The sequence below is a fragment of the Anaerobacillus sp. QJM3NY_17 genome, assembly GCF_056173665.1.
Genome location: NZ_CM149685.1, coordinates 1,553,133 through 1,575,786, shown reverse-complemented (window position 1 = coordinate 1,575,786; position 22,654 = coordinate 1,553,133). Strand labels below are relative to the sequence as shown.

Annotated in this window: 15 protein-coding genes; 4 read left to right on the top strand and 11 right to left on the bottom strand. The window is 41.0% G+C overall.

What is annotated here, in order from left to right:
- Window positions 1–204 precede the first annotated feature (204 nt).
- From AC0VYV_RS08430 to AC0VYV_RS08420, 3 genes are all read left to right on the top strand, one after another.
- Window positions 205–1,938, top strand: a complete 1,734-nt coding sequence (locus AC0VYV_RS08430; protein ID WP_475374742.1) for an alpha-glycosidase — start codon at window positions 205–207, stop codon at window positions 1,936–1,938.
- A gap of 243 nt (window positions 1,939–2,181) precedes the next feature.
- On the top strand, window positions 2,182–2,523 hold the full coding sequence (locus AC0VYV_RS08425; RefSeq protein ID WP_194221146.1) for a P-II family nitrogen regulator: 342 nt from the start codon (window positions 2,182–2,184) through the stop codon (window positions 2,521–2,523).
- A 22-nt stretch (window positions 2,524–2,545) separates the two neighbouring features.
- Window positions 2,546–3,946, top strand: coding sequence for an ammonium transporter (locus AC0VYV_RS08420; protein ID WP_475374741.1), 1,401 nt, complete (start codon window positions 2,546–2,548; stop codon window positions 3,944–3,946).
- Window positions 3,947–4,365: 419 nt separating this feature from the next.
- On the opposite strand, the gene asnB is transcribed toward AC0VYV_RS08420, so the two are convergent.
- From asnB to AC0VYV_RS08395, 5 genes are all read right to left on the bottom strand, one after another.
- On the bottom strand, window positions 4,366–6,207 hold the full coding sequence (gene asnB / locus AC0VYV_RS08415; RefSeq protein ID WP_475368846.1) for an asparagine synthase (glutamine-hydrolyzing): 1,842 nt from the start codon (window positions 6,205–6,207) through the stop codon (window positions 4,366–4,368).
- Window positions 6,208–6,311: 104 nt separating this feature from the next.
- The gene (locus AC0VYV_RS08410) at window positions 6,312–7,307 is read right to left on the bottom strand and encodes a class I SAM-dependent methyltransferase (RefSeq protein ID WP_475367154.1); all 996 of its coding nucleotides are present in this window, start codon (window positions 7,305–7,307) and stop codon (window positions 6,312–6,314) included.
- Between the two features lie 16 nt (window positions 7,308–7,323).
- A complete protein-coding gene (locus tag AC0VYV_RS08405) occupies window positions 7,324–8,655 on the bottom strand; it encodes an FAD-dependent oxidoreductase (protein WP_475367153.1) in 1,332 nt (443 codons plus the stop codon).
- A 123-nt stretch (window positions 8,656–8,778) separates the two neighbouring features.
- Window positions 8,779–11,640 (bottom strand): EAL domain-containing protein, encoded by a 2,862-nt coding sequence (locus AC0VYV_RS08400; protein WP_475368845.1) that lies wholly within the window; start codon window positions 11,638–11,640, stop codon window positions 8,779–8,781.
- A gap of 190 nt (window positions 11,641–11,830) precedes the next feature.
- Window positions 11,831–12,181, bottom strand: a complete 351-nt coding sequence (locus AC0VYV_RS08395) for a DUF1516 family protein (RefSeq protein ID WP_430242141.1) — start codon at window positions 12,179–12,181, stop codon at window positions 11,831–11,833.
- A 172-nt stretch (window positions 12,182–12,353) separates the two neighbouring features.
- On the opposite strand from AC0VYV_RS08395, the gene AC0VYV_RS08390 reads away from it, so the two are divergent.
- Window positions 12,354–13,550, top strand: coding sequence for an ornithine--oxo-acid transaminase (locus tag AC0VYV_RS08390; RefSeq protein WP_430242143.1), 1,197 nt, complete (start codon window positions 12,354–12,356; stop codon window positions 13,548–13,550).
- A gap of 46 nt (window positions 13,551–13,596) precedes the next feature.
- Here the strand turns inward: AC0VYV_RS08390 and AC0VYV_RS08385 are convergent, their stop codons facing one another.
- From AC0VYV_RS08385 to AC0VYV_RS08360, 6 genes are all read right to left on the bottom strand, one after another.
- Window positions 13,597–15,021: an NAD-dependent succinate-semialdehyde dehydrogenase gene (locus AC0VYV_RS08385; RefSeq protein ID WP_475367151.1), complete on the bottom strand. Its 1,425-nt coding sequence runs from the start codon at window positions 15,019–15,021 to the stop codon at window positions 13,597–13,599.
- A 69-nt stretch (window positions 15,022–15,090) separates the two neighbouring features.
- Window positions 15,091–15,963, bottom strand: coding sequence for a fumarylacetoacetate hydrolase family protein (locus AC0VYV_RS08380; protein ID WP_475374740.1), 873 nt, complete (start codon window positions 15,961–15,963; stop codon window positions 15,091–15,093).
- 214 nt (window positions 15,964–16,177) lie between these two features.
- Window positions 16,178–17,326, bottom strand: a complete 1,149-nt coding sequence (locus AC0VYV_RS08375) for an efflux RND transporter periplasmic adaptor subunit (protein WP_475374739.1) — start codon at window positions 17,324–17,326, stop codon at window positions 16,178–16,180.
- Window positions 17,327–17,349: 23 nt separating this feature from the next.
- On the bottom strand, window positions 17,350–18,000 hold the full coding sequence (locus AC0VYV_RS08370; protein ID WP_430242151.1) for a hypothetical protein: 651 nt from the start codon (window positions 17,998–18,000) through the stop codon (window positions 17,350–17,352).
- Between the two features lie 122 nt (window positions 18,001–18,122).
- Window positions 18,123–21,473 (bottom strand): SbcC/MukB-like Walker B domain-containing protein, encoded by a 3,351-nt coding sequence (locus AC0VYV_RS08365; protein WP_475374738.1) that lies wholly within the window; start codon window positions 21,471–21,473, stop codon window positions 18,123–18,125.
- Between the two features lie 14 nt (window positions 21,474–21,487).
- The gene (locus AC0VYV_RS08360; protein WP_475367147.1) at window positions 21,488–22,648 is read right to left on the bottom strand and encodes an exonuclease SbcCD subunit D; all 1,161 of its coding nucleotides are present in this window, start codon (window positions 22,646–22,648) and stop codon (window positions 21,488–21,490) included.
- Window positions 22,649–22,654 lie beyond the last annotated feature (6 nt).

The following is a 22,654-nucleotide window of genomic DNA, read 5'->3' as shown; positions in this document are numbered from 1 at the left end:
TACATGGCTATAAAATTTTCGCAACCGTTTGCACAAAGTTTTTTCAAAATTTTTTCGAAACAGAATTTCTCCTTGTTTTTTACATTTGACTATCGTACTTTGATCTTCTACATTTATATAGAAGCAACGTTCCATTTCGATTAGTGCTTGAAATGAGTTTTCTTTTATTAAAATGCAAGCGATTGCACATGGAGGTATCTATTTATGTTTAAAGAAGCCATTTATCACCGCCCAAAGAACAACTATGCTTACGCATATGATAAGAAAACACTACACCTGATGATTCGAACAAAGAAAGATGATGTGACATCCATCTCCCTTATTTATGGAGATCCGTATGATTGGAAAGACAACAAATGGCAGTTCACTTCTAAAACAATGAAAGTAACTGGCTCTGACTCTCTATTCGATTATTGGAGTATAGCGATCCAACCTCCTTATCGTAGATTGAGATATGGCTTTTTTCTAGAAGATAAAAATGAAGCGTATTATCATACTGAAAAAGGCTTCTATACGGAACAGCCATCAGATACCAACGACTATTATAGTTTTCCTTTCCTAAATGAAGCTGATATCTTTACAGCTCCTGAATGGGTGAAAGACACAGTATGGTATCAGATCTTTCCCGAACGATTTGCTAACGGGGATACTTCCTTAGATCCAAAAGGTACGCTTCCATGGGGAGAATACCCTCCGGAGCGTAACAACTTTTTCGGCGGAGACTTCCAGGGGGTAATAAATCATCTTGATCACTTAACAGACCTTGGAATTAACGGCATTTACTTCACACCTATTTTTAAAGCGGCCTCAAATCATAAGTACGACACAATCGATTACATGGAGATTGATCCACAATTTGGCGATAAAGAAACATTTAAAGAGCTCGTCAAAGCCTGTCATGAAAGAGGCATTAAAGTTATGCTTGATGCTGTTTTCAATCATAGCGGTTATTACTTCGAACCGTTTCAGGACTTATTAAAAAACGGAGAAGCATCACGCTATCGAGACTGGTTTCACGTGAGGTCCTATCCAATTGAAACAAAACCTCTTCCCTCCTATGATACTTTCGCCTTTGAAGCGACAATGCCTAAGCTCAATACTGAAAACCCAGAAGTGAGAGAGTATTTACTACAAGTTGGTCGCTACTGGGTAGAAGAATTTGATATTGACGGGTGGCGACTTGATGTTGCAAATGAAATTGATCACCGCTTCTGGCGTGAATTTAGAAAAGAGGTAAAGCGTGTTAAGCCTGAGCTTTATATTCTTGGTGAAATCTGGCACGACTCAATGCCGTGGTTACAGGGCGATCAGTTTGATGCTGTAATGAACTATCCTTTAACTGCTGCCCTACTTGATCATTATGCAAATGGAAAAATCTCTGCCGAAACAATGGGGAACCGCCTAACCGCACTCCTTCACTCTTATCCTGCAAATGTGAATGAAGTCGCCTTTAATTTATTAGGAAGTCACGATACACCGCGACTCCTCACACTAGCAAACGGGAAAAAGGAGGTCGTGAAGCTCATGTATATCCTTCAATTCTCTTTCCCAGGAACACCTTGTATTTATTATGGTGACGAAATTGGGATGAAAGGTGGCGCTGATCCTGGTTGTCGAGAATGTATGATTTGGGATGAAAAAGACCAGGACACTGAATTATTTCAGTTTTTAAAAGAACTGATCGCCCTACGTAATCAACACCCTGCGTTTCGGAACGATGGAACTTTCGAAGTGGTGTATACAGATGAAACGCTTATTCAATATAAGAGGCAGACGAATAATGAAACGCTCCTCTTTCTATTAAACAACTCAGAAAAGGCCATAACTACTGATCTCTCACTCAATTATTTGAATGCAAAAACTCTTTTAGGGAGTCAGCACGACTCTAGCCTACTTCATCTTGAACCATTTGGCTTCACTATTTTAGACATTTCATAAGCAAGAAGCTCCTGGTCATCATCCAGGAGCTTCTTTTTATGCCTCAGAATTCGAAATCAACTGAAAGCGCAACCACACTTACCCCACTTGGAATATTCTGATTACTTACATTTATTAAGGTTAGATTATATGACATACTATTTTAAATTTTCAAAAAATAACCTTGAATTTCTTGTTTTCACCGCATAATATTAGGATATAGAAAAAAGGCAATGTTAGAAAAACTGACATGGAGGGTCTTACATGAAAAAAGTAGAAGCCATTATTCGTCCTGAGGCATTTCAGGACCTAAGAGATCGGTTAAGAGATGAAGGTATCACAGGCATGACAGTATCCGAAGTAGCTGGATGTGGATTACAAAAAAAACAAACTGGCGTTTTCAGAGGAAGTCATTTTGAAGTCTCGCTTCAGGCGAAAATTAAAGTAGAGCTCGTTTTTGATGATGACCTGCTTGATCATGTTGTTAAGCATATTCGCGATATATGTGCAACCGGGGAAGTTGGCGACGGCAAAATCTTCGTCTATCCTGTCGAAGATGTTATTCGTATACGATCTGGTGAACACGGACTAACTGCATTTAAATAAATCAAAAAGGATGATAAAAGCTATGAAAAAAATCACTGGTTTGTTCGCGCTTCTCTTTCTTCTCTCAGGAGGACATGTCTTCGCAGCAGGCGATACCTCTGCTGTAACCGCCTTGAGTGCTTCAATGGATACCGTATGGATTATGATTGCTGCTTTTCTAGTATTCTTCATGCACGCTGGATTTGCAATGGTTGAAACTGGATTTACCCGTTCTAAAAACGCCTTAAATATTTTAATGAAGAATCTCCTAACAATGTCAATTGGTGCAGTGCTTTACTTTATAATTGGTTACGGATTGATGTTCGGTTCTTCAGCAGGCGGTTTTATTGGTAGTGATGGTTTCCTTCTTCTAGGACAATCTGAAAACATCGGCTTCTTTGTTTTCCAGGCCGTCTTTGCGGCAACTTGTGCGACAATCATTTCTGGTGCAGTAGCTGAGAGAATGAAATTAATTAGCTATATTGCTGTAACGGTTGCGATGATTGGATTTGTTTATCCTGTTGTTGGTCACTGGATTTGGGGTGGCGGATGGCTTTCAGAACTAGGGTTTGTTGACTTCGCTGGCTCAACGGTTGTTCATATGACAGGTGCACTTGGTGCGGTAGTAGCAGTCGCCTTTCTTGGAGGACGTCTTGGTAAATACTCAAATGGAAAAGTGAACGTTATTCAAGGTCATAACATTCCACTTGGCGCACTAGGGGTATTCATTCTTTGGTTCGGCTGGTTTGGATTCAATGCAGGTAGTACACTGTCAGCAAGCGACGCACTTATCCCTACAATCGTAGCGACAACACTTCTTTCTGCTTCAAGTGGTGTCATCGGAAGTGCCCTTTATTCTTATATTCGCTATAAGCAAATTGATGCTTCTTTAACTCTAAACGGCGCATTAGCTGGACTTGTCGGAATTACAGCTGGAACAGCAAGCGTATCTCCAATTGGCGCTATGTTCATCGGTCTTATCGCTGGAGTTATCTTGATTGAAGCCGTTCAACTGATTGACCGACGCGTAAAATTGGATGACCCAGTTGGAGCGATTGCTGTTCACGGAGTGTGTGGGGCGTGGGGCACGCTAGCCGTTGGACTTTTCGCAATCGATGGTGGTTTATTCTACGGAGGCGGTGCATCCCTAATCCTCGTTCAAGCAATCGGAATTCTTGCAGTTATGGCGTGGACGATTGGCACAGTAGGTATTTTCTTATTCATCTATACTCGCTTCTCTTCCATTCGCGTTTCTCGTGAAGAAGAAATTCAGGGACTTGATTTCGCAGAGCACGGCTCAACAGCTTACGAGCTTAGAGGAGGCCTTCTCAACAACAATGAAAGCCCTTCTGCCGGAACACCATTCGGCCACGGCCTAGTCGAACGCCTCAACGGACTCGAACAGCCACCAGTTGAAAAACGAAAAGCAGAAGGGAGCGTTTAGACACGAAAAGCGGAAGTGGGCGGTTAGACACGGCAGGCACTGGAGCCTTTTCATTTGAACACGCTCTTTGTGTTCGGATGAAAAGGTGAAGTGACCGAGGGTCTGCCCACTGCAGCTAGATCACGAAAAGCGGAAGCGCCCGCTTAGCCTCGACAAGCGCTGGAGGCCCATAAAAAGAACACGGTTTTTGTGTTCATTTTATGGGGTGAAGCGATCGAGACCCTGCCCACTGCAGCTAGACACGAAAAGCGGAAGTGGGCGGTTAGACACGGCAGGCACTGGAGCCTTTTCATTTGAACACGGTCTTTGTGTTCGGATGAAAAGGTGAAGTGACCGAGTGTCTGCCCACTAAAGTCGGAACGAGCAATAATACAATCTTTTAAAGAAAAGGATCGAAGCCATCAGCTTCGATCCTTTTTTTAGTCGACTAAATTTACGTTATGATGCTCCATCCAATAATTAATTTGAGCAAGGTGTGCAATCAATTGAGGTCCTGCCATAAGCTGACCGAACCAGGGTACTTTAAACGCCTTTCCTTCTGAATCTATGATATTTTGCACAACTTTTCTATCGATCAATTCAAGAAGCGGCGACTGCTTGTTATCGAGCGTATCTTGAAGCCATGAAGAAACGGCTTTCGTATAAGCAGGATTATAGGTTTTTGGATATGGACTCTTTTTTCGATAAAGAACATCATGTGAAAGCGTTCCTGTCATCGCTTTTCGCAAAAGTCCCTTCTCTCGACCATCAAGCATTTTCATATCCCACGGGACATTCCACACATATTCGATAATGCGGTGATCAGAAAATGGCACCCTTACTTCTAGACTAGCTCCCATGCTCATACGGTCTTTTCGTTCAAGAAGTGTTGTCATAAACCAATTTAAATTCAAGTAAAAGAGAGCTCTTCTTTTTGCTTCAATCTCACTCTCACCATCAAGTACTGGCGTTTCCTTAATTGACTCACGATATCTTTCCGTGACGTAATCTTCTAGCTTCAATTTATTACGAACATCTTCTTTTAACATCGCCTGTCTTTCAAGTGTCGATCTCATCCACGGAAACTGCTCCTGATCTAAAAGCTCCGGCTTATGAAACCATGGATACCCACCAAATATTTCATCTGCACATTCACCAGAAAGAGCAACAGTCGCATGTTTCTTAATTTCCTTTGAAAACCACAATAATGAAGAGTCTACATCCGCCATACCAGGCAGGTCTCGACATTCAATCGCTTCCTTTAAATGATGCACAAGCTGAGGTGTATCAATCACACAGTTCGTATGATCAGTTGCAAGCTCTGCTGAAACTTTTTTGATCCACGGAGCATCTGAATTTGGCTGAAATTCACTACTCTTGAAGTATTTATCATTATCCACATAATCAACCGAAAAAGACCGTAATGTGCCCTTATTGTCATCAAGGAATGCCGTTTGAGCAACGGACGTAATGGCACTTGAATCAACTCCACCAGACAAAAACGTACAAACTGGTACATCGGCAACAAGCTGTCGTTTAATGGAATCTTTTAAAAGGTCCCCTACTTTACCTACAGTTGTATCAAGATCATCAGTATGTTCACTACTTTTGACATTCCAATAGCGCCATTTACGAAGACCACTCTGCTCAAACTTCATCGCAAATCCAGGTCGCAGTTCATTTATCCCTCGAAAAACCCCATGTCCTGGTGTTCTCGAAGGACCTAAACCAAAAATTTCTTGAAGCCCCGCTCGATCGACCTCCGTCTTCACATCGGGATGAGCAAGAATGGCTTTAAGTTCTGAGCCGAATTGAAGCGAGCTGCCACTTTGTCGATAGAATAACGGCTTAACACCAAGGCGGTCTCTTGCAAGGAATAATTTCTCTCCATCCCAAATGCCAAAGGCAAAAATACCATTCAAATGATCAACGCATTGCTCTCCCCATTCAACATAGCACGTTAAAAGAACTTCTGTATCCGAATGAGATTGAAATGTATAACCCTTTGCAAGGAGAACTTTACGCAAATCCTCCGTATTATATAGCTCACCGTTATAACAAATCGTATATTTCTTGTCGCTGTGTGTTCTAGTCATTGGCTGACTTCCACCAGCTGGGTCAACGACAATCAAACGAGTATGCCCAAATCCACAATGCGAGCTAACCCAGCTGTTTGAAGCATCTGGCCCCCGTCGTGATAGCGTATTCGCCATTCGCCTAAGAACGTTCTCTTCTCCTGTCAGATTCTGCTTCCAATCCACCCATCCTGTTATCCCACACAAAAAGATCTCCCTCCTCTCATTCCTCTCTGTTCACATTATGCATACGCCCAATTTTTGTGCAAAATGTCTTTCAGGGAACGAAAAAAGAGACCTTTTGATAGGTCTCACACTTTCTGAAAACGCAAAAAGTACCATGCGCCTTCTTTTACAACTGGTTTTATTTGTTTAAGCTTAAATCCTGTTTTTGTTGCTAAGTCGTCCATTTCATCACGACTTGGCAATGGATAAAGGTTATCATGAGCACTCATGAAGCTGTTAAACGCAGCCGAGAAAGCCTGCCCGTGTTTTGATTCATGCATAGGAGTGATGATAATCAGCTGACCACCTTCACCTGTTACCTCATTTGCCTTTTGGAACAGTTTCAATCGATCTTCTGGAGCAAAATAATAAAGTAAATTATTCATCATCGCCATATCAAAGGGGGCACCATCCCATTTCCATGTCATCATATCATCAGGATAAAGGTGTAGCGGTGATTTTAGCGGAAAATGGATATTAGCTTCTGCATCTAAACAGACGGATCGATTTTTTTCAATTCCAACAAGCTTCATGTCCTCTAGCTTTGCTCCAATACGCGATAAATACCCTGCGTAACCTGCCCCAAAATCAATAACGGATTGTGCATTCGTCGTCTTAATCGCTTGATAAATCTTCGGAAAAGCAAAACGTTCAATAAAGCTTGATGTTGCTGCAACCGTTCCACCATAGTCTTCGTCCTCATATCGTGCGGGTTGATCTTTGCTTAATAAATCAGGGTAGGACAGCAAGATCGGAATATGTAACTCCATCATTTCTTTTAGTAAGATACCAACAGAGTGCTCACTGCTTTTTGAGATCGATTCAACCATATGTTTCTTAGAACGAACCTTTCCATCCTTCTCTTTTTTTAGGTGACCAATTGCCACCCCCACTTCAGCCCATCTTGTTAATAGCAGTTCATTCATGTCTCGTTTGGTTGCAACAGCAGAGACGGTTGTTCCTAATTCGAACTCATCAAATAAGTCATGTACATAGCCTACATGGGCATGCCAGGCGTATAAAAAAGGTTCATTGCTTTTCATCCACTTTCTAGCACGCCAGATTTTCTTTATTTCCTTCATCTCGTTTCCTCCCGTCTCATTTGCAATACCACGGATAATCATCCTCTTTCGTGAACATTACTTTCTCATTTGGATGCTTACTTAATTTCCCATTCCCTATTGCAGCTGGAATTACTCCTGCTTGCTTCAATCGATCCAACAGGTTAAACTTCCAAATGCCAAGTCCCGACGTATTTAACATCTGTTTATAGTGCAGAAGAGGTGAATGCTCTGTTTGATTGACCCCTTTAATTCGAAGTCTCTGCCACGGACGATAAGGAAAAGAGTAGAGCAGTGCAGCTTGATGACTAAGCGTAGACACATATTCCGCTCGCGGTTTTCTCACTTTCTCATACCACTTAAGCTGCTTCCATTCCGTCTGATTCGTTTTATACATCCAGCAAAGAAGTTCTCCCAATACATCAGAATCTTGAATTGCCAGGTTCATTCCTTCCCCTGCCATAGGATGTACGCTATGAGCGGCATCCCCTGTTAAGATCAAATTATTTTTGACGTAATTGGAGACATTGTGCCTAACAGGAATCATGAGTTGAATCTTTTTCCACGTATCAATTTGATGAACATAGCCCTCAAGCTCCGGCATTAGCTCACAATAAGCACGGTAAAAGGACTCTAATCCTTCTTCACGCATCGATTTGAACTCTCCCGGCTTAATCAACAGTACACTTCTTACTTCATTGTTCGGAAGTGGGAATAATCCGACAAATTTATTTTGAGTTGTGATGATAGTTGACTGATTTAGTGTCTCTGGTCGGGGAAACGATACCGTCAAGAAATGATGATTATATTTTGTATTCTTCATCTCCACTTCCATAGCTGTTCTTGTTGGAGAAGCTCTTCCTTCAGCACCAACATAAAAACCTGCGTGAATTTCACGTTCTCCTTCTTTAGTTTGAATGATCGCTTTCTTATTCTCAGGCTCATCTTCAGTAAAGCCCGTAAATTTAGCAGGCTGTATATAATCAACAGATTCATATTTTGAAGCCTCTTCGAAAAGAAGCTCTTTTAGCCTCTCATGTGGAATCATAAGCGATGTATTATAGAGAGATGGAATCACATCGTAGCGAAATTCATTTGAACTAAGGTGCTCCATCGTGCCATCGTCTTTTTGGTTATACTCATGGAATTCAATCGAAGGTAAGTGAAAACCATTTTCTTTTACTACATCTAAAACATTAATTCGGTCAAGGACTTGAAGACTTTTTGGCTGAAGAAGTTCACCTTTATAAATCAACCCGCTTCTTTTATCTTTTTCAATTAATAGCGTTTTCACATTACTTTGTCCTAATTTGACAGCAAGTGTGAGGCCCGATATGCCTCCTCCAATAATCATGACGTCGTAATCCATCTCTTTATCACCTCTTTGCTATGGTCCTATTCCCTTCCAACTATCGGTTGAAACAGCTGGAGCACATTGGAGGCAGGACGCTCTGCAAAATAAAAAAGATCGACCACATTGGGTCGATCTTCGTTAGGTTGCCAAAGGAAATTGCTTTGATAGAAGCAGTTTCTCGAAACGATCCTTATTCAATGGTTTACTATAGAAAAATCCTTGCGCAAAGTTACACCCGAAGCTTCTAATAATATCACCCTGTTCTTTCGTCTCAATTCCTTCCGCAACAATTGATAAATTCAAACCTTCGCACATCGTAATGACCGCTTTAACAATCGCTGCATCTGCGTTGTTTTCCTGAAGGTTTCGAATAAAGGACTGATCGATTTTCAAAATATCTAATGGGAAATCCTTCAGATAACTAAGCGAAGAATAACCAGTTCCAAAATCATCAATGGACACTTTAATACCCATTTCTCTTAATTCATTTAGCATCGAAATACTATAATCCGTATTGACGAGCGTTGTGCTCTCCGTTACTTCAAGGTGTAGAGATTGAGGATCGAGACCAGAAGCCACTAATGCTTCTCTAACGGAATCAACGAATTTCTCACTTTGAAACTGTCTTCCAGACACGTTCACACTAATCGACAAGTCATCATATCCAAGCTCTTGCCATTTGCTCGTTTGCATGCATGCTTCGTTCAATACCCAAATACCAATTTCTTCGATTAGTCCCGTTTCTTCTGCAAGCGGTATAAACTGCGCTGGAGACACTAGTCCCAATTTCGGATGATTCCACCTAATCAACGCTTCACAAGCATAAATTTTCTGTTCATCTAGATTAACTTGTGGCTGATAGAAAAGAGTCAGTTCTTCTTTCTCAAGGGCTCGACGCAAATAACTTTCAAGCTCTAATCTCTCAAAAGCCTGATCGGTCATTTCATCGGTATAGAATTCAATATAATTAGCACCTTGTTGCTTGGCGCGATCTAATGCGATATAAGCATTTTTCATAACAGTATCAAGTTCTAATCCATCATGAGGGAAAAGACTGATACCGATGCCTACTGTCATAAAGTACTCAACCTCGTCAAAGACGATAGGCTGCTTCAAATGTTCAATGACGCGTCTCGCAAGCATAAGGGCATCTTTTTCGCACTTCAGTCCAGGTAAGAGAACAGTAAATTCATCACCACCAAATCTAGCAAGGACAGCATCATCCTTTATAGCTTCCTTGATTCGAGTTGTCACTTGTTTGAGGATCTGATCCCCTCTTTGGTGGCCCAAACTATCATTAATCAATTTAAACCGATCTAAATCAATGAACATGACAGCTAGCTTCTCATCGGGATTCTTAATTGATTCATTTAGTAAGTTCTCAAATAACAAACGATTAGGAAGCTCGGTTAACACATCATAATAAGCGAGATGAGCGATTTTCTCCTCCGCTTTCCGTTGATTCATGATGCTTTTGGCTATTCCATACGCCCCGGTAATTTCGCCATTAACAATGATTGGGATATTGGTAATTGTAAAGAGAACGCTCATTCCAGACTTGTGTACAAGGTGAGCATCATATGTTTGAGCTACCCCCTGAAACGTTTGATAGAATTTCTTCCTAGTCATTTCTGCATCCTCTGATGAAACAAACTGAAGAGAATGCTTACTCATAACTTCTTCAGACGAGTAACCTAACAATGATTTTAATGCAGGGTTTACGCTCGTAATTTTACCGTATACATCCACAGAGTAAACAAGATTCGGATTTTGTTCAAACAGAGATTTAAAGCGCTGTTCTGATTGCTGTAAGTTTAAATTTAACGTCTCTAATTCCTCTGTTGAAGCTTTAATTAAATGTGATAATGCCATTAAACCATCCAAGTCCTTCATCTCCTGATTGTGTAATGGTTGATGCCCGTTGGCTTTCATTCGAGCATTTTTTTCATTGAAATGCGCAAAAACCATGCTGTTATTTCCAATTTGTACTTCTTGGCTATCTGAATAATATTCCGTTGCAAGGAAAACAGATGTGAGATCACATCCCTTTTCAAGATTCTCTAAATAAGTAATAATGCCGTTTGAAAATAGAGCACGAAGCGAAGCAGATGAATAAGTAAATAGACTTTGGCTCCAAGAATCACTAGCCATTTGGTCAATGCGCTCATAGGACGTTTGAATTTGTGCGGCGTCTCCATATGAGAACTGTAGCTTCGACCCCTTTGTTAGTACATGATTCGACGTAACCGATCCATCTCGATGTTTCTCCATAATGGTAATCGGCTTCACATTCCCATTATCCCGCTGAAGTAACGGGACGTGAGCTGCTGATTGCGGGAGTTTATTCGCAACATCATATCCTAAATACTTCTCATAAAACTGCACTGGCGTCAGGCCTTCAATTTCAAAAATACGCGTCCCGAGCGCTTTTGTCACCTCATACGTTCGTCCGGCTGGTTTCCAGAACGTTTCTTCGAAAATCTTAACTTCAAGCTCACTTCCGATAATTTTAGCTGCAGCGACGCCTGTCGTTAGCAGTTGATTACCTTTGATCACAAAGGAATCCTCATTAATAGTATGGGCTCTACCTCCGATCAATCGGTTCGGTTTCATATCTTCAAACAAAGTACGATCTTCCACATTACTATTAAAAAGAATGACAAGTTCATCATGTGTAGTCCTCTCATTCATAAGGGTGGAAGCATTCTCTTCCAAATCAAACAGCTTAATCTCGGCGTGTTGAAAAGTCGTAAAGGAAACGAGTATCCCTTCTTTCACGTAGTCCTTTTGATAATAAGCGCCACTTGCTGTGGCCCCTATAAGAACGGCGTGAGGAAGGAATGTCAATGTTTGTTGCGCGACTGCTTTAGCCCGCTTGCTGTCACCTGACAAAGAAAATAGTTGAATGAGTACGGCATGTGCCTGAAACAGTTCCGGTTGATTATTAATGCACTCCAGCAAATCTTGATCATGATAAACCATGACTGAAAATGTCCTCAAGCTATACACACCTCATCCTTTAATCCCTTTAATTCGAAACTTTTATATTTATGTATATGATATCAAAAAGTAGAAAGCGCGAATACACTTATCCCAGAAATATGCCAATCTACCCTACTTCTTATATCGGCATCTATAAACCAAACGTTTAATTCAAAAAAATCACCTTATCAAAGGTGATTTTTAGGACTTATAGCTGATAAAGATGCAGTATAGAATACCCATAAAAGATGACAAGAAGAAAAGCGAACATAAACTGAATCCAAAACGGCCAAATTTTTTTCTCCTTTTTTCCTCTTACTAGTATCATTTCCATCGAGAAAATAAGCCAAAGGGCGACGACCCCTTTCACAATAGAAGGTCCCCAAAACTCATAACCTATTACAAGAAACATTCCTGAAATGACAGTGAGAATATAAAATATTCGAAGAACCGTATGGATCATTTCTAGCGATTTCCCTTTCCCAGCTCTCATTAAAAAATAGCTAACAAGAAAAAGAATCAAAGTTAATCCCCAAGCAGAATAATGGGCGTGCAGCATAAACGATCTCTCCCTCTTTCTATGTAAAGATTCTTCTCTATCATATCATGAAAGGTTATAAGAGAAGTTAATGAAACATTCCTCCCAATTTCTTTCAAATGATAGGAAGTAAACGATTTCATTGTTATACTATAAAAGAAGCTTCAACTAAAAGATGGGAGTGAACCGTAACATGGTACAAACACAGGATATTATTCAAATGACGGAGCAATACGGCGCACACAATTATCATCCACTGCCTATAGTCATTGCAGAAGCAGAGGGTGTTTGGGTGAAAGATCCCGAAGGAAATCGTTACATGGATATGCTAAGTGCTTATTCAGCTGTCAACCAGGGGCACAGACACCCTAAGATTATTCAAGCTCTAAAGGACCAGGCAGATCGTGTCACATTAACTTCTCGTGCATTTCACAATGATCAACTCGGACCTTTTTATCGAAAAGTTTCTGAATTTACAAACAAAGATATGATTCTTCCAATGAACACAGGTGCAGAGGCAGTTGAAACAGCTGTTAAAGCGATGCGCCGCTGGGCTTATGAAGTGAAGGGTGTTGAGAAAGATAAAGCAGAAATCATTGCTTGTGAGGGTAACTTTCACGGTCGTACAATGACAGCTGTCTCCCTCTCATCTGAACAAGAATACCAAAGAGGATTTGGACCAATGCTTCCAGGCATTAAACTCATTCCTTATGGTGATCTTGATGCATTGAAAAAAGCCATTACGCCAAATACAGCAGGCTTTTTATTTGAGCCAATTCAAGGTGAAGCTGGGATCAATATCCCTCCAGAAGGTTTTCTTAAAGAGGCTTATGAGTATTGTAAGGAGCAGCGCGTGCTTTTCGTAGCTGATGAAATCCAAGCAGGGCTTTGCCGCTCTGGTAAACGATTTGCTTGCGATTGGGATAATGTAGAGCCTGATATGTACATTCTTGGAAAAGCACTAGGTGGAGGTGTATTCCCGATCTCTTGTGTTGCCGCTAATGAAGAAGTTCTTGGCGTATTTACCCCAGGATCTCACGGTTCAACATTTGGAGGAAACCCTCTAGCATGTGCAGTCTCGGTGGCATCTTTAGAAGTTCTTGAGGATGAGAAGCTTGCAGATCGCTCTCTTGAACTAGGAAACTACTTTCAAAATAAATTAAAAGAAATCAAGAATCCAATGATTAAAGAAGTTCGTGGTCGCGGTCTTTTCATAGGTGTTGAGCTTCATGAAGCTGCTCGTCCGTATTGCGAGAAGCTGAAAGAAAAAGGATTACTATGTAAAGAGACTCACGAAACGGTGATTCGTTTTGCGCCTCCTCTTATTATTAGTGAAGAGGATTTAAACTGGGCCATTGAACAAATTACAGATGTTTTGTCTGTACAATAAGGAAACGAAGAAAGCCTCGCTAGCTATAGCGAGGCTTTCTTATTTTCTATAATCCGATCGAAACGTATTTTGTTTCTAAATAAGCTTCAAGTCCTTCGTGGCCACCTTCTCGACCAATACCACTTTGCTTCATACCACCGAACGGCGCCTGAGCAGCTGAAGGGACACCATCATTCCAGCCTACAATCCCGTAGTCCAGACCATTTACGACGTGATTTCCTCTTCGAACGCTTTCACTAAATACGTAAGCAGCAAGCCCGAATGGCGTTTGGTTTGCAAACTTAATCGCTTCATCATCTGTTTTAACCTTTTGGATTGGAGCAACTGGTCCAAACGTTTCTTCATTCATTATTAACATGCCAGGTGTTACATCCTTTAAAACCGTTGGACGGTAGAAGTAGGATCCATTCTCTTCATATCCTTCTCCTCCAACAACGCATTCAGCTCCCTGAGTAAGCGCATTTTGAACGTGCTTTTCTACTTTATCATAGCCATCTTTGTCAATCATCGGCCCAATGTCAGTCCCTTTTTCTAATCCATTTCCAACCTTAAGTTCTTTCGTCTTAGCAGCGAATTTAGAAATGAACTCATCATAAATCTTCTCTTGTACATAGACACGATTACCGCATATGCACGTTTGACCGCCATTTCTAAACTTAGAAGCAACGACGCCGTCAACGGCTTTGTCGATGTCTGCATCATCAAGAACGATAATTGGTGCATGTCCACCAAGCTCAAGAGAAATGTTTTTCACTGTTTCGGCAGCCTGTTCCATTAGTTTCTTACCAACTTCTGTTGAACCTGTGAACGTTATTTTCCGAACGTGTGGGTTACTCATTAGCTCGCCTGCAACTTCTGATGATTTCCCAGTGACGAGATTTACAACACCTTTAGGGATACCTGCCTCTTCACAAAGTTCCACTAAACGCACTGCTGTTAGTGGCGTTGCAGAAGGTGGCTTAACAACAAAGGTACACCCTGCAGCAAGAGCAGGAGCAAGCTTTCTTGCGATCATGGCAGCCGGGAAATTCCATGGCGTAATGGCACCAACAACTCCTACTGGCTGTTTGCGAACTTCCATCATTCGCTCTTCTTTATGAGGCGGGATGGTACGACCATAAACGCGTTTTCCTTCTTCAGCAAACCATTCCACAAATGAGGCAGAATAAGCCACTTCTCCTTTTGATTCGTGAAGAGGTTTTCCCATTTCAAGCGTCATGAGCTCAGCTAGTTCATCTTCGTGTTCCATCATCAAACTATGGAGTTTCTTTAAGTATGACGACCGCTCATATGCGGTGAGGCTTGACCATGCGGGGAAAGCCTGATGCGCAGCGTCAATTGCCTTCTTCGTTTCCGACTTCCCCCCAACCGGTACAGTACCGACGAGTTCACCAGTTGCTGGGTTGTTCACTTCAAGCTTTTCAAGATCCTGACCTGTCCATTCACCATTAATGTAATGAAACTTTTCCATACGCTTACCCTCCTAGTAGATTTACTGGATAACAATTCCTTTTTTTAGCAAGAATTAAACACGAGAACGTTATCTCTTTCTTATTTCATTACGTAAAGTACCAATTCCTTCAATTTGAATCTCGACCACATCACCATCACGAAGAAATTTGGGAGGCTTAAATCCTTTTCCTACACCTGCCGGAGTTCCTGTTGCAATAATGTCTCCTGCCTCCAACGTCATCCCCTTAGAAAGAACGTGAATAAGCTCTGGAATATTGAAGATAAAGTCAGACGTATTTCCGCTCTGTCTTAGCTCTCCGTTTACCATTGTCTTAATAGGCAGTTGATGCGGATCTAGTACAGCAGATGTATGTAAAATAACTGGCCCCATTGGACATGATGCATCAAGGCTTTTCCCAACAAAAAATTGTCCATGCTTTTTTTGAATGTCGCGCTCTGTAATATCATTGATGATCGTATATCCAAAAACATAGTTCATGGCCTCATCGCTTTTGATTCCTTTTCCCTGCTTGCCAATGACAACCGCCAGCTCACCTTCATAGTCGAGTGCATTACATAGCTCATTTTCAAATGCTAAGACGCTATTTGGAGCGCTAACTGTCGTTGGAGCTTTTGTGAAAATCATAGGATGCGCTGGTATATCCTTTTCACTTCCCATTTCAATAGCATGATCGCGATAGTTTTTCCCTACACAGAACACATTTTTAGATGGCCTCGGAATGGGTGCTTCTAACTGAACATCTTCAACATCTACTTCATACTGAGACGGTACTTCCATCAGTTCAGCTAAATCGAAATTTACTGATTGAATAAATGATCGTAAATCAGAGATGTGGTTTCCTTGATCTTGATAATAAGCGCTTAAATTAACAATTCGATTATCTGCTTTCCATATACCGAAAGAACACACACCGTGGTTTCTAAAAGAAACAAACTTCATCTCAACACTCTCTCCTTTTCTTGTCCCCTATAAGGCAAGCCATTCAATTATCTTTAAGCTCGTTACATTTTAAGAGGAACATCCTCTACTTTATTACTCCTATTATGACATGAAACACTATTCATTTTCATGAATATTGCGATAATCACACTTTAAACGAATAAGAATTTCTCTAACAATAAAAAGGACCTGTATCTCTACAGGTCCTCTCGTTTTATCCTTTGCTTTCTGTTTCTTGACTCTGTTCTTTTTCCTTTTTCTCTGAAAGCAGTTCAGTAAAAGCCTCTCTTGGCTCAGTTAAGACTTTTTCCTTAACTTCGAGACCTGATAGGATTTCTACTCTTCCATTTTCTTCTCGTCCTTGTTCTACTTCTCTTAAGTAAAGTTGTTCTTCTTCAAACACGACAACATAACTAGTAGAATCTTTTATTATAATGCTTTCCTCAGGGACAGATGGAGCATTTTTATTTTGATGAAGAGGAACATCAATGGTTACGTGTGTACCCGACTTCATCTCTGTTTCCTCATCAATCATGACATTAAAATGATACAAGCTCAGTCCCGTCTCTTCATCTACCTCATATGGACGATCCTCTAAGATTGTCACTCTTCCTGTGACTGGTTGACCAGGATAAGCACTCGCCCGAATCAGCACTTCCTGATCGACAGCAAGAGTTGGGTAATCTAATTCATTGACGGAACCTTGAACAGTGATCTTATTAGATAACACCTTGACAACCGGCTCACCGTCTTCAGGAGTACGATTCACTTCTTCAACTGTACCGTCCAGTGTCGACTCCACCTTAAGATCTACTTGTTCTGTATCTGCCTCAGCAATTTGACGTTCTAACTCTTTTACATCAAGCTCAGCAAGTCTTTTCTTATATTCTGTTTCTCGCATTTGCTCTTCCACATCTAGTTGCAGTTGTAGTTTCTGCTCATCCTCAAGATCTTCATTAGAATCAATACGTGACGACTGCATAGTCACGTCGCTGAGCTGATCATCGAGCACAGAAACGGCTGTTTCAGCTTTATTTAATTGCGCCTTTAAATCTGAAGTATTCACAGTGATCTCTTCTTCATATTCAAAAAGGGCTGTACCAGTTGAAACAAGATCGCCTCCACCTACAAGCACATCTGCTATGTTACCGCGTGAGGCTTGATAATAATATGACTCTTCTAATTCTGGAATAAGAACTCCTTCGAAAGAAGCAAGTTCTTGATAAGTTTTCCCCTTTACAGTAACCGTCTCCAGCTTCTTCTCACCTGCGATCACACTCTGGATAATCAATGTGTTAACAGTAATGAAAAGAAGGACAACAAGAGTTACACTAATGCTAATCAAAAGTGACTTACGATTCACAGATGGACCCTCCAACTTTTTCATTAAAATGCCGTTCTCATATAAGCGATGATTGCAACGATGACTAGATTTAAGCCGATTGTCCAAAAGATAACGTATCTTTTCGCATGAGTTGTACTTTGCTTAAGCGCAGCGTACTGAACAAAAGTTCCCCATGCTAAAAATATGGAAAGACTGTAGCTAAAATAAAGCCAGAATGGGCTATTTGTTATCAAGTCTACGTAGACACCTAAACTGTAAGGAGATACGAGTGAAGGCTCATGGAGAAATGGAATAAACGGCAATTGAAGCACCATACCGATTAACAAAATAAACACGACATAGCTATGTATGTAAGCAAGTCTTTTAAATCCAACTTCCTGAAAGAATGGCCAATATAATAATGCTCCTCCTAAAACAAGGAGAACAAACGTGATGAGTCCAAGTAAACCATCTGTAATCACTTCACTTAGAACGAAAAGCAATCGATCATCTGCTGCAATGCCAGCATATTCAGGCATCTCCCCAGCGTATTTGATGTTCATAAACGATGTTATTCCAACTACTAAAAAGGCTGCGATCGTTAATAAGAATATGCGCCACCAGGATCCTTTTAATCTGTAGGCTGATTGAAGCGGACGAAAGTGTGAAAAAGGTTTAAAGCTTCCTAAAACTAGTCTCATAGAATGCGACATCCATGTTCCTCCTATGTAAATTCCCTCAACTACTATTCATATTTTTACATAAACTCTCGTATTTTGACAGTATCTTTCAAGAAAAAAAAGAAAACATACCCATTTGGATATGTTTCCTATGTCTAGAGTGTCTCCATTTCAATACGACTTCCACGCCCCGATGGTTCTGATGGGGTCACAATGACTTTTCGAGGCAGTCTTGCGCGAAGCTCTGGCACGTGACTAATGACACCGACAGATAAGCTCTCATTTTGTAGCTTTTCAAGTGCTGTAATAACGGTATCTAGAAGTGATTCATCTAGGGTACCAAATCCTTCATCAAGGAAGAAAAACTGGAGCGGATGAGCACCCCTCAATTGAATTTGTCCTGACAGTGCAAGGGCAAGAGCAAGCGATGTAAGGAAGGTTTCTCCTCCGGATAATGTTGAGACTGGTCGCTTTACTCCTCCGTTTGCATCGTCCCGAATTAAAAATCCTCCTCCTGAGTCTACTTCAATAGCGTATCGCTGAGAGGTTAGATCGCCTAACTTCTGTGACGCGTCAAAACTAACTTGCTCTAGCTGTTCAGAAGCAATAAATTCCACAAAACTATTTCCCCGGAAAACGGTTTGAAGCTTATTAAGCTTTTCAAGCTCCTCACTCAAAGACTGACGGTCCCCTTCAAGCTCCTTATAGCGTTGATGCCTTTTTGTTATATCTTCTACATGATGTCGGCATGCTGCATAATGTGATAAGGCTTCCTCTCGATTAGCTTTTGCACTTTCTGCTCTCTCAATCGTTTCATGATACTCTCCTTCAGTGATTGCTCTCCCCGAAAGCTTCTTCTCAAGCTCTACCATCGAATGCTCCGTTTGATCTCGTTCTTTTCGATAGGCTTGTACTTGCTCTTCCCATTTCTGTTTCTCTTCTTTATCTACTTCAGCATCTCTAACCTGCATACGGTTCTCAAAAATAGAGTCTTTTTGAACTGCTTGATATGTTTCAAGTGATTTTTTCAAACGTAGCTGAGCATCGTCATTGTAATTTTGATCGGCAGCGGAACGTCGTTCATTTTGCTGATAGCTTTCCTCCGCTAGCTGCAATCGCTCATGTGCCGTTTTTTCTTCTTTTCGAAGGACTTGTAATTGCTCATTCGTTGCTTTGTAACCTTCTTCTGCTGTTGTGTTACCTACGATACTAATGTGATCAGCTATCATCTTATTGATTTGTTCTTTAAGCTGTTGTAATGAGCTTGTTAATTCAGCTCTACGCACAGTATGTTGTTGCACCTGTTCCTGAAGCTCTAAAAGATGTTGTTCTTTTTTCTCAATATAAGGAACGCTTTTTTCGAGACGCTCCCTTATGGTGGTTGCTTCTTTATCCATCTCTTCAATTTTTTTCATTTCTGCTTCAATCTCATGAACAGAAAGAGACAATTCCTCTTGAATGGTTTTCGTTATTTCTTCTGTTTCTTTACTTAAATTAATCCGCTTTTCTTTTCTACCTTCTAGATCTTTCTGAACTTGTTCTAGACGATAAGCATATTCGGTCACTTTTGACTGCTGCTCCTGAAGATTCTTTCGAGCATTTTTAACTTTTTCTTCTATTTCTCGAACATCCTGAGCGAGCGATTTCATTTCTGTTATAACAGCAGCTTCTGTAAGGTTACGATCGACATCGCTTATATCTTGCGCCTTAACTAGTTGCTCGTCATGATCTGACATCAGGTCAGACGTTTGCTCTAGCTGATATTGAAGCTGTTTAGCATGTTGAAGTTGATCTTTTAACCGTTCACGCCTTTGTTCTTTTTCCTTTAGATCTTCCTTCAAATCAGGTGTGTTATCATTACCTTCTGCAAGCTGAACGTGTTCTTTCGCACCGCAAACAGGGCATGCCTGCCCTTCTTCTAGTTCTCTCGCAAGACGTATTGCAATGACGTGTGTGCGATTTTGTTCAAGTCTTTGACTCGTTTGATCGATTTCATCCTGAACGTTACGGATGTGATTCTCAAGCGTAAGCTTATGAGATGATATGGCATGATATGTTGAAAGAACCAAGTTATAATAACCTGCATAACTCTCCTTTAACACCTTCAAGTTTTGCATCGCGTCATCATATAGAGGCTGAAGTTGCTTTTGAGCATTCACTTGTTTTTCTTCTTCACGATGTGCTTCATCTAGCTGCTTTTGTAGAGATTGGAACTCCTGCTTCAAGCTCTGAGCTCTTAGAATTCGCTTACGTTCTTCAGGGGCGACCTGCCGACTTGTCAAATCTTTATTAAGGTCAGATTGAAGCGTGCGCGCTTTCTTTAAATCCTCTTGTGCTTTTTTCGTCTCTTCCGCTTTTACCTTTGACTCTTTTTCTAGCGTGACTGATTGATTTTCGACACCAGCACGCTTAGTTTTCAGTTGAGATATTTCTTTTTCAAGCTCTAATCCACGCTCAAATTCATTCAGTTTTTTTAATAATAGAGGCTCCTGCTCTTGCCGATTTTGTTGCTTGCTTTTATGCTCACTCTTTCTTTCTTGATACAGCTTTGTAGCTTCTTCTAGTCGGCGCTTTGTTTCTTCATAACGATTCTTTGCTTCTTGTACTTCTTTTTCTGTTGCTTCAACCGCATCTAAATAAGGCTTTATTTGCCCCGCCGCATTTGCTTCATTGATCTTTATTTCAAGCGTTTCGATCTCAGCTCTTTGTTCAGCTATCGCCTTTTTCCTACTGCGAAGTTCATCAAGCTGGTTTTGAAGGTTCCAAATCTCTGTGACATTTTCTTTTTGTTTCTCAGCTGCAAGAAGATCGTCCTTTGCTTTCTGAGCAGCTTTTTCAGCCTCAAAGAAAGCTTCCTTTGCCTCTTTAAGAGATTCTTTAGAAGCTTCACCTAGTCCCGTTTGTTCAGCCGTAATTTCATTCAACTTATATTTTTTCTCATCCACTCTTGCTCTTAATCGACGATTAAATTGATCACCGTATTTCTCAAGCTGGAACAAACGTTGTAACATTTGTCTTCTCTCAGTGCCTTTTAAAGAAAGGAATTCTGCAAATTTACCCTGCGGCAATACAACAGCACGCGTGAAATCATCAATCGTAAGCCCTAGAATTTCTTGAATCTGCTGTGAAACATCACGGTCTTTATCCGCCAGAACCGTATTTTCTTCACCAAGTTCTATTAATCTTGAATTGGCCGAACGAATGGAAACATCTCCAGAACGTTTATAACTTCGCTCCACCCGATAGCGCAATTTGTTTCCAAGGGCGAATGTAAACGAAACATACAACGTGTCTTCTGCATGATTCATAATGCCCTGGGTATTATTCGTTGCTCGTTCAACTTTCCCATAAAGGGCAAGAGTCATAGCATCAAGCAAAGAAGATTTCCCACTGCCAGTAGGACCAAATATCCCAAAAATTCCTCCCTGACAAAGTGATTCAAAATCAATTTCTTGTTTCTCTCGAAAACTATGTAGTCCTGAAACGGACAGGTGTATCGGTCTCATGTCTTCAGTCCCCCTTACTCCTCATCATCTGACTGTGTTAGCTCTAGAAAAAGCTGGACAAGATCTTCTTCTGGTTCAGCTCCATCTGTTTGTCTTTCATAGAATCGTTTGAAAAGCTCTTCTATCGGAAGATTAGCATTAGACACTTCTTTTTGCTGATCCTTTTTTGCAAAGACAGGTCTAATATGGATAAATCCATCATGCTGACTGCGGAGTCGATGAATTTCTTCTATAGATAGCGTATCATTTAAATGGATTTCGAGATCAATCCACGCATCAGCATCTTTTCCTTCTTCTAGCCACGTATATACTTGCTCAATCCCTTGATCAGCGATCCATCGAACGAGTGGCTTGCCTGATTGTATAGGAATTTCATTTATATGAGCAAGACCCTCTGGCTCCACATCAACGATTGTAACTGACTTGGATTGATTGGCTTCTGAGAAGCTGTAAGCAAGTGGGGAGCCGGAATAGCGTGCAAGTGCTGAAGCTCTCGTAATCGTTTGAGGACGGTGTAAGTGCCCGAGCGCGACATACTGAGCCTGTTCAGGAAGGGAATTCGCTGATACCGTATAAGCGCCTCCTACTTGTATCGGTCGTTCAGAATCACTCTCTCTGCTTCCGGCTACATAAATGTGACTCATAGCAATATGAACGGCCTCCTCTGACCCCGCTTCTGTCAAATCACTAAATAACTTTTTCACCCGATCATCATAGGCTAGCTGAAGAGCCTCTTCTTCCTGACTCGCTGTTAAACATTCATTCAGTCTAGATTCCGATGGATAAGGAAGTGCAGCGATAGAGAGCTTTTGTCCATTTCGAACCGTTACTTCTATCGGATCAATTGTGGGAAACCCAATAATCGATATACCATTTGTATGTGCAAGTGGGCGTGATGCCGACAACCGTTCAGGATTATCATGATTTCCTGAAATGATGATTAGAGGGCGTTCGCCACGACTAGTTAATTTTACTGCTGCATCATAAAAAAGCGTTTCAGCTGCTGCAGGTGGATTGACGGTATCAAAAACGTCTCCAGCCATTAAAATAGCGTCTACGTTTTCTTCATCAGCAATCACCATTAATTCTTCAAGAAATTCCTTTTGTTCTGGTAGACGGCTTCTTCCTTCTAATGTTTTCCCCAGGTGCCAGTCTGCAGTATGAAGTAACCTCATATTAAT

Excerpts from the sequence above, each read along its gene's own strand:
- AC0VYV_RS08430 (WP_475374742.1), top strand. The coding sequence starts at position 205 with ATGTTTAAAGAAGCCATTTATCACCGCCCAAAGAACAACTATGCTTAC.
- AC0VYV_RS08425 (WP_194221146.1), top strand. The coding sequence starts at position 2,182 with ATGAAAAAAGTAGAAGCCATTATTCGTCCTGAGGCATTTCAGGACCTA.
- AC0VYV_RS08420 (WP_475374741.1), top strand. The coding sequence starts at position 2,546 with ATGAAAAAAATCACTGGTTTGTTCGCGCTTCTCTTTCTTCTCTCAGGA.
- AC0VYV_RS08410 (WP_475367154.1), bottom strand. The coding sequence starts at position 7,307 with ATGAAGGAAATAAAGAAAATCTGGCGTGCTAGAAAGTGGATGAAAAGC.
- AC0VYV_RS08405 (WP_475367153.1), bottom strand. The coding sequence starts at position 8,655 with ATGGATTACGACGTCATGATTATTGGAGGAGGCATATCGGGCCTCACA.
- AC0VYV_RS08395 (WP_430242141.1), bottom strand. The coding sequence starts at position 12,181 with ATGCTGCACGCCCATTATTCTGCTTGGGGATTAACTTTGATTCTTTTT.
- AC0VYV_RS08390 (WP_430242143.1), top strand. The coding sequence starts at position 12,354 with ATGGTACAAACACAGGATATTATTCAAATGACGGAGCAATACGGCGCA.
- AC0VYV_RS08385 (WP_475367151.1), bottom strand. The coding sequence starts at position 15,021 with ATGGAAAAGTTTCATTACATTAATGGTGAATGGACAGGTCAGGATCTT.
- AC0VYV_RS08380 (WP_475374740.1), bottom strand. The coding sequence starts at position 15,963 with ATGAAGTTTGTTTCTTTTAGAAACCACGGTGTGTGTTCTTTCGGTATA.
- AC0VYV_RS08370 (WP_430242151.1), bottom strand. The coding sequence starts at position 18,000 with ATGTCGCATTCTATGAGACTAGTTTTAGGAAGCTTTAAACCTTTTTCA.
- AC0VYV_RS08365 (WP_475374738.1), bottom strand. The coding sequence starts at position 21,473 with ATGAGACCGATACACCTGTCCGTTTCAGGACTACATAGTTTTCGAGAG.
- AC0VYV_RS08360 (WP_475367147.1), bottom strand. The coding sequence starts at position 22,648 with ATGAGGTTACTTCATACTGCAGACTGGCACCTGGGGAAAACATTAGAA.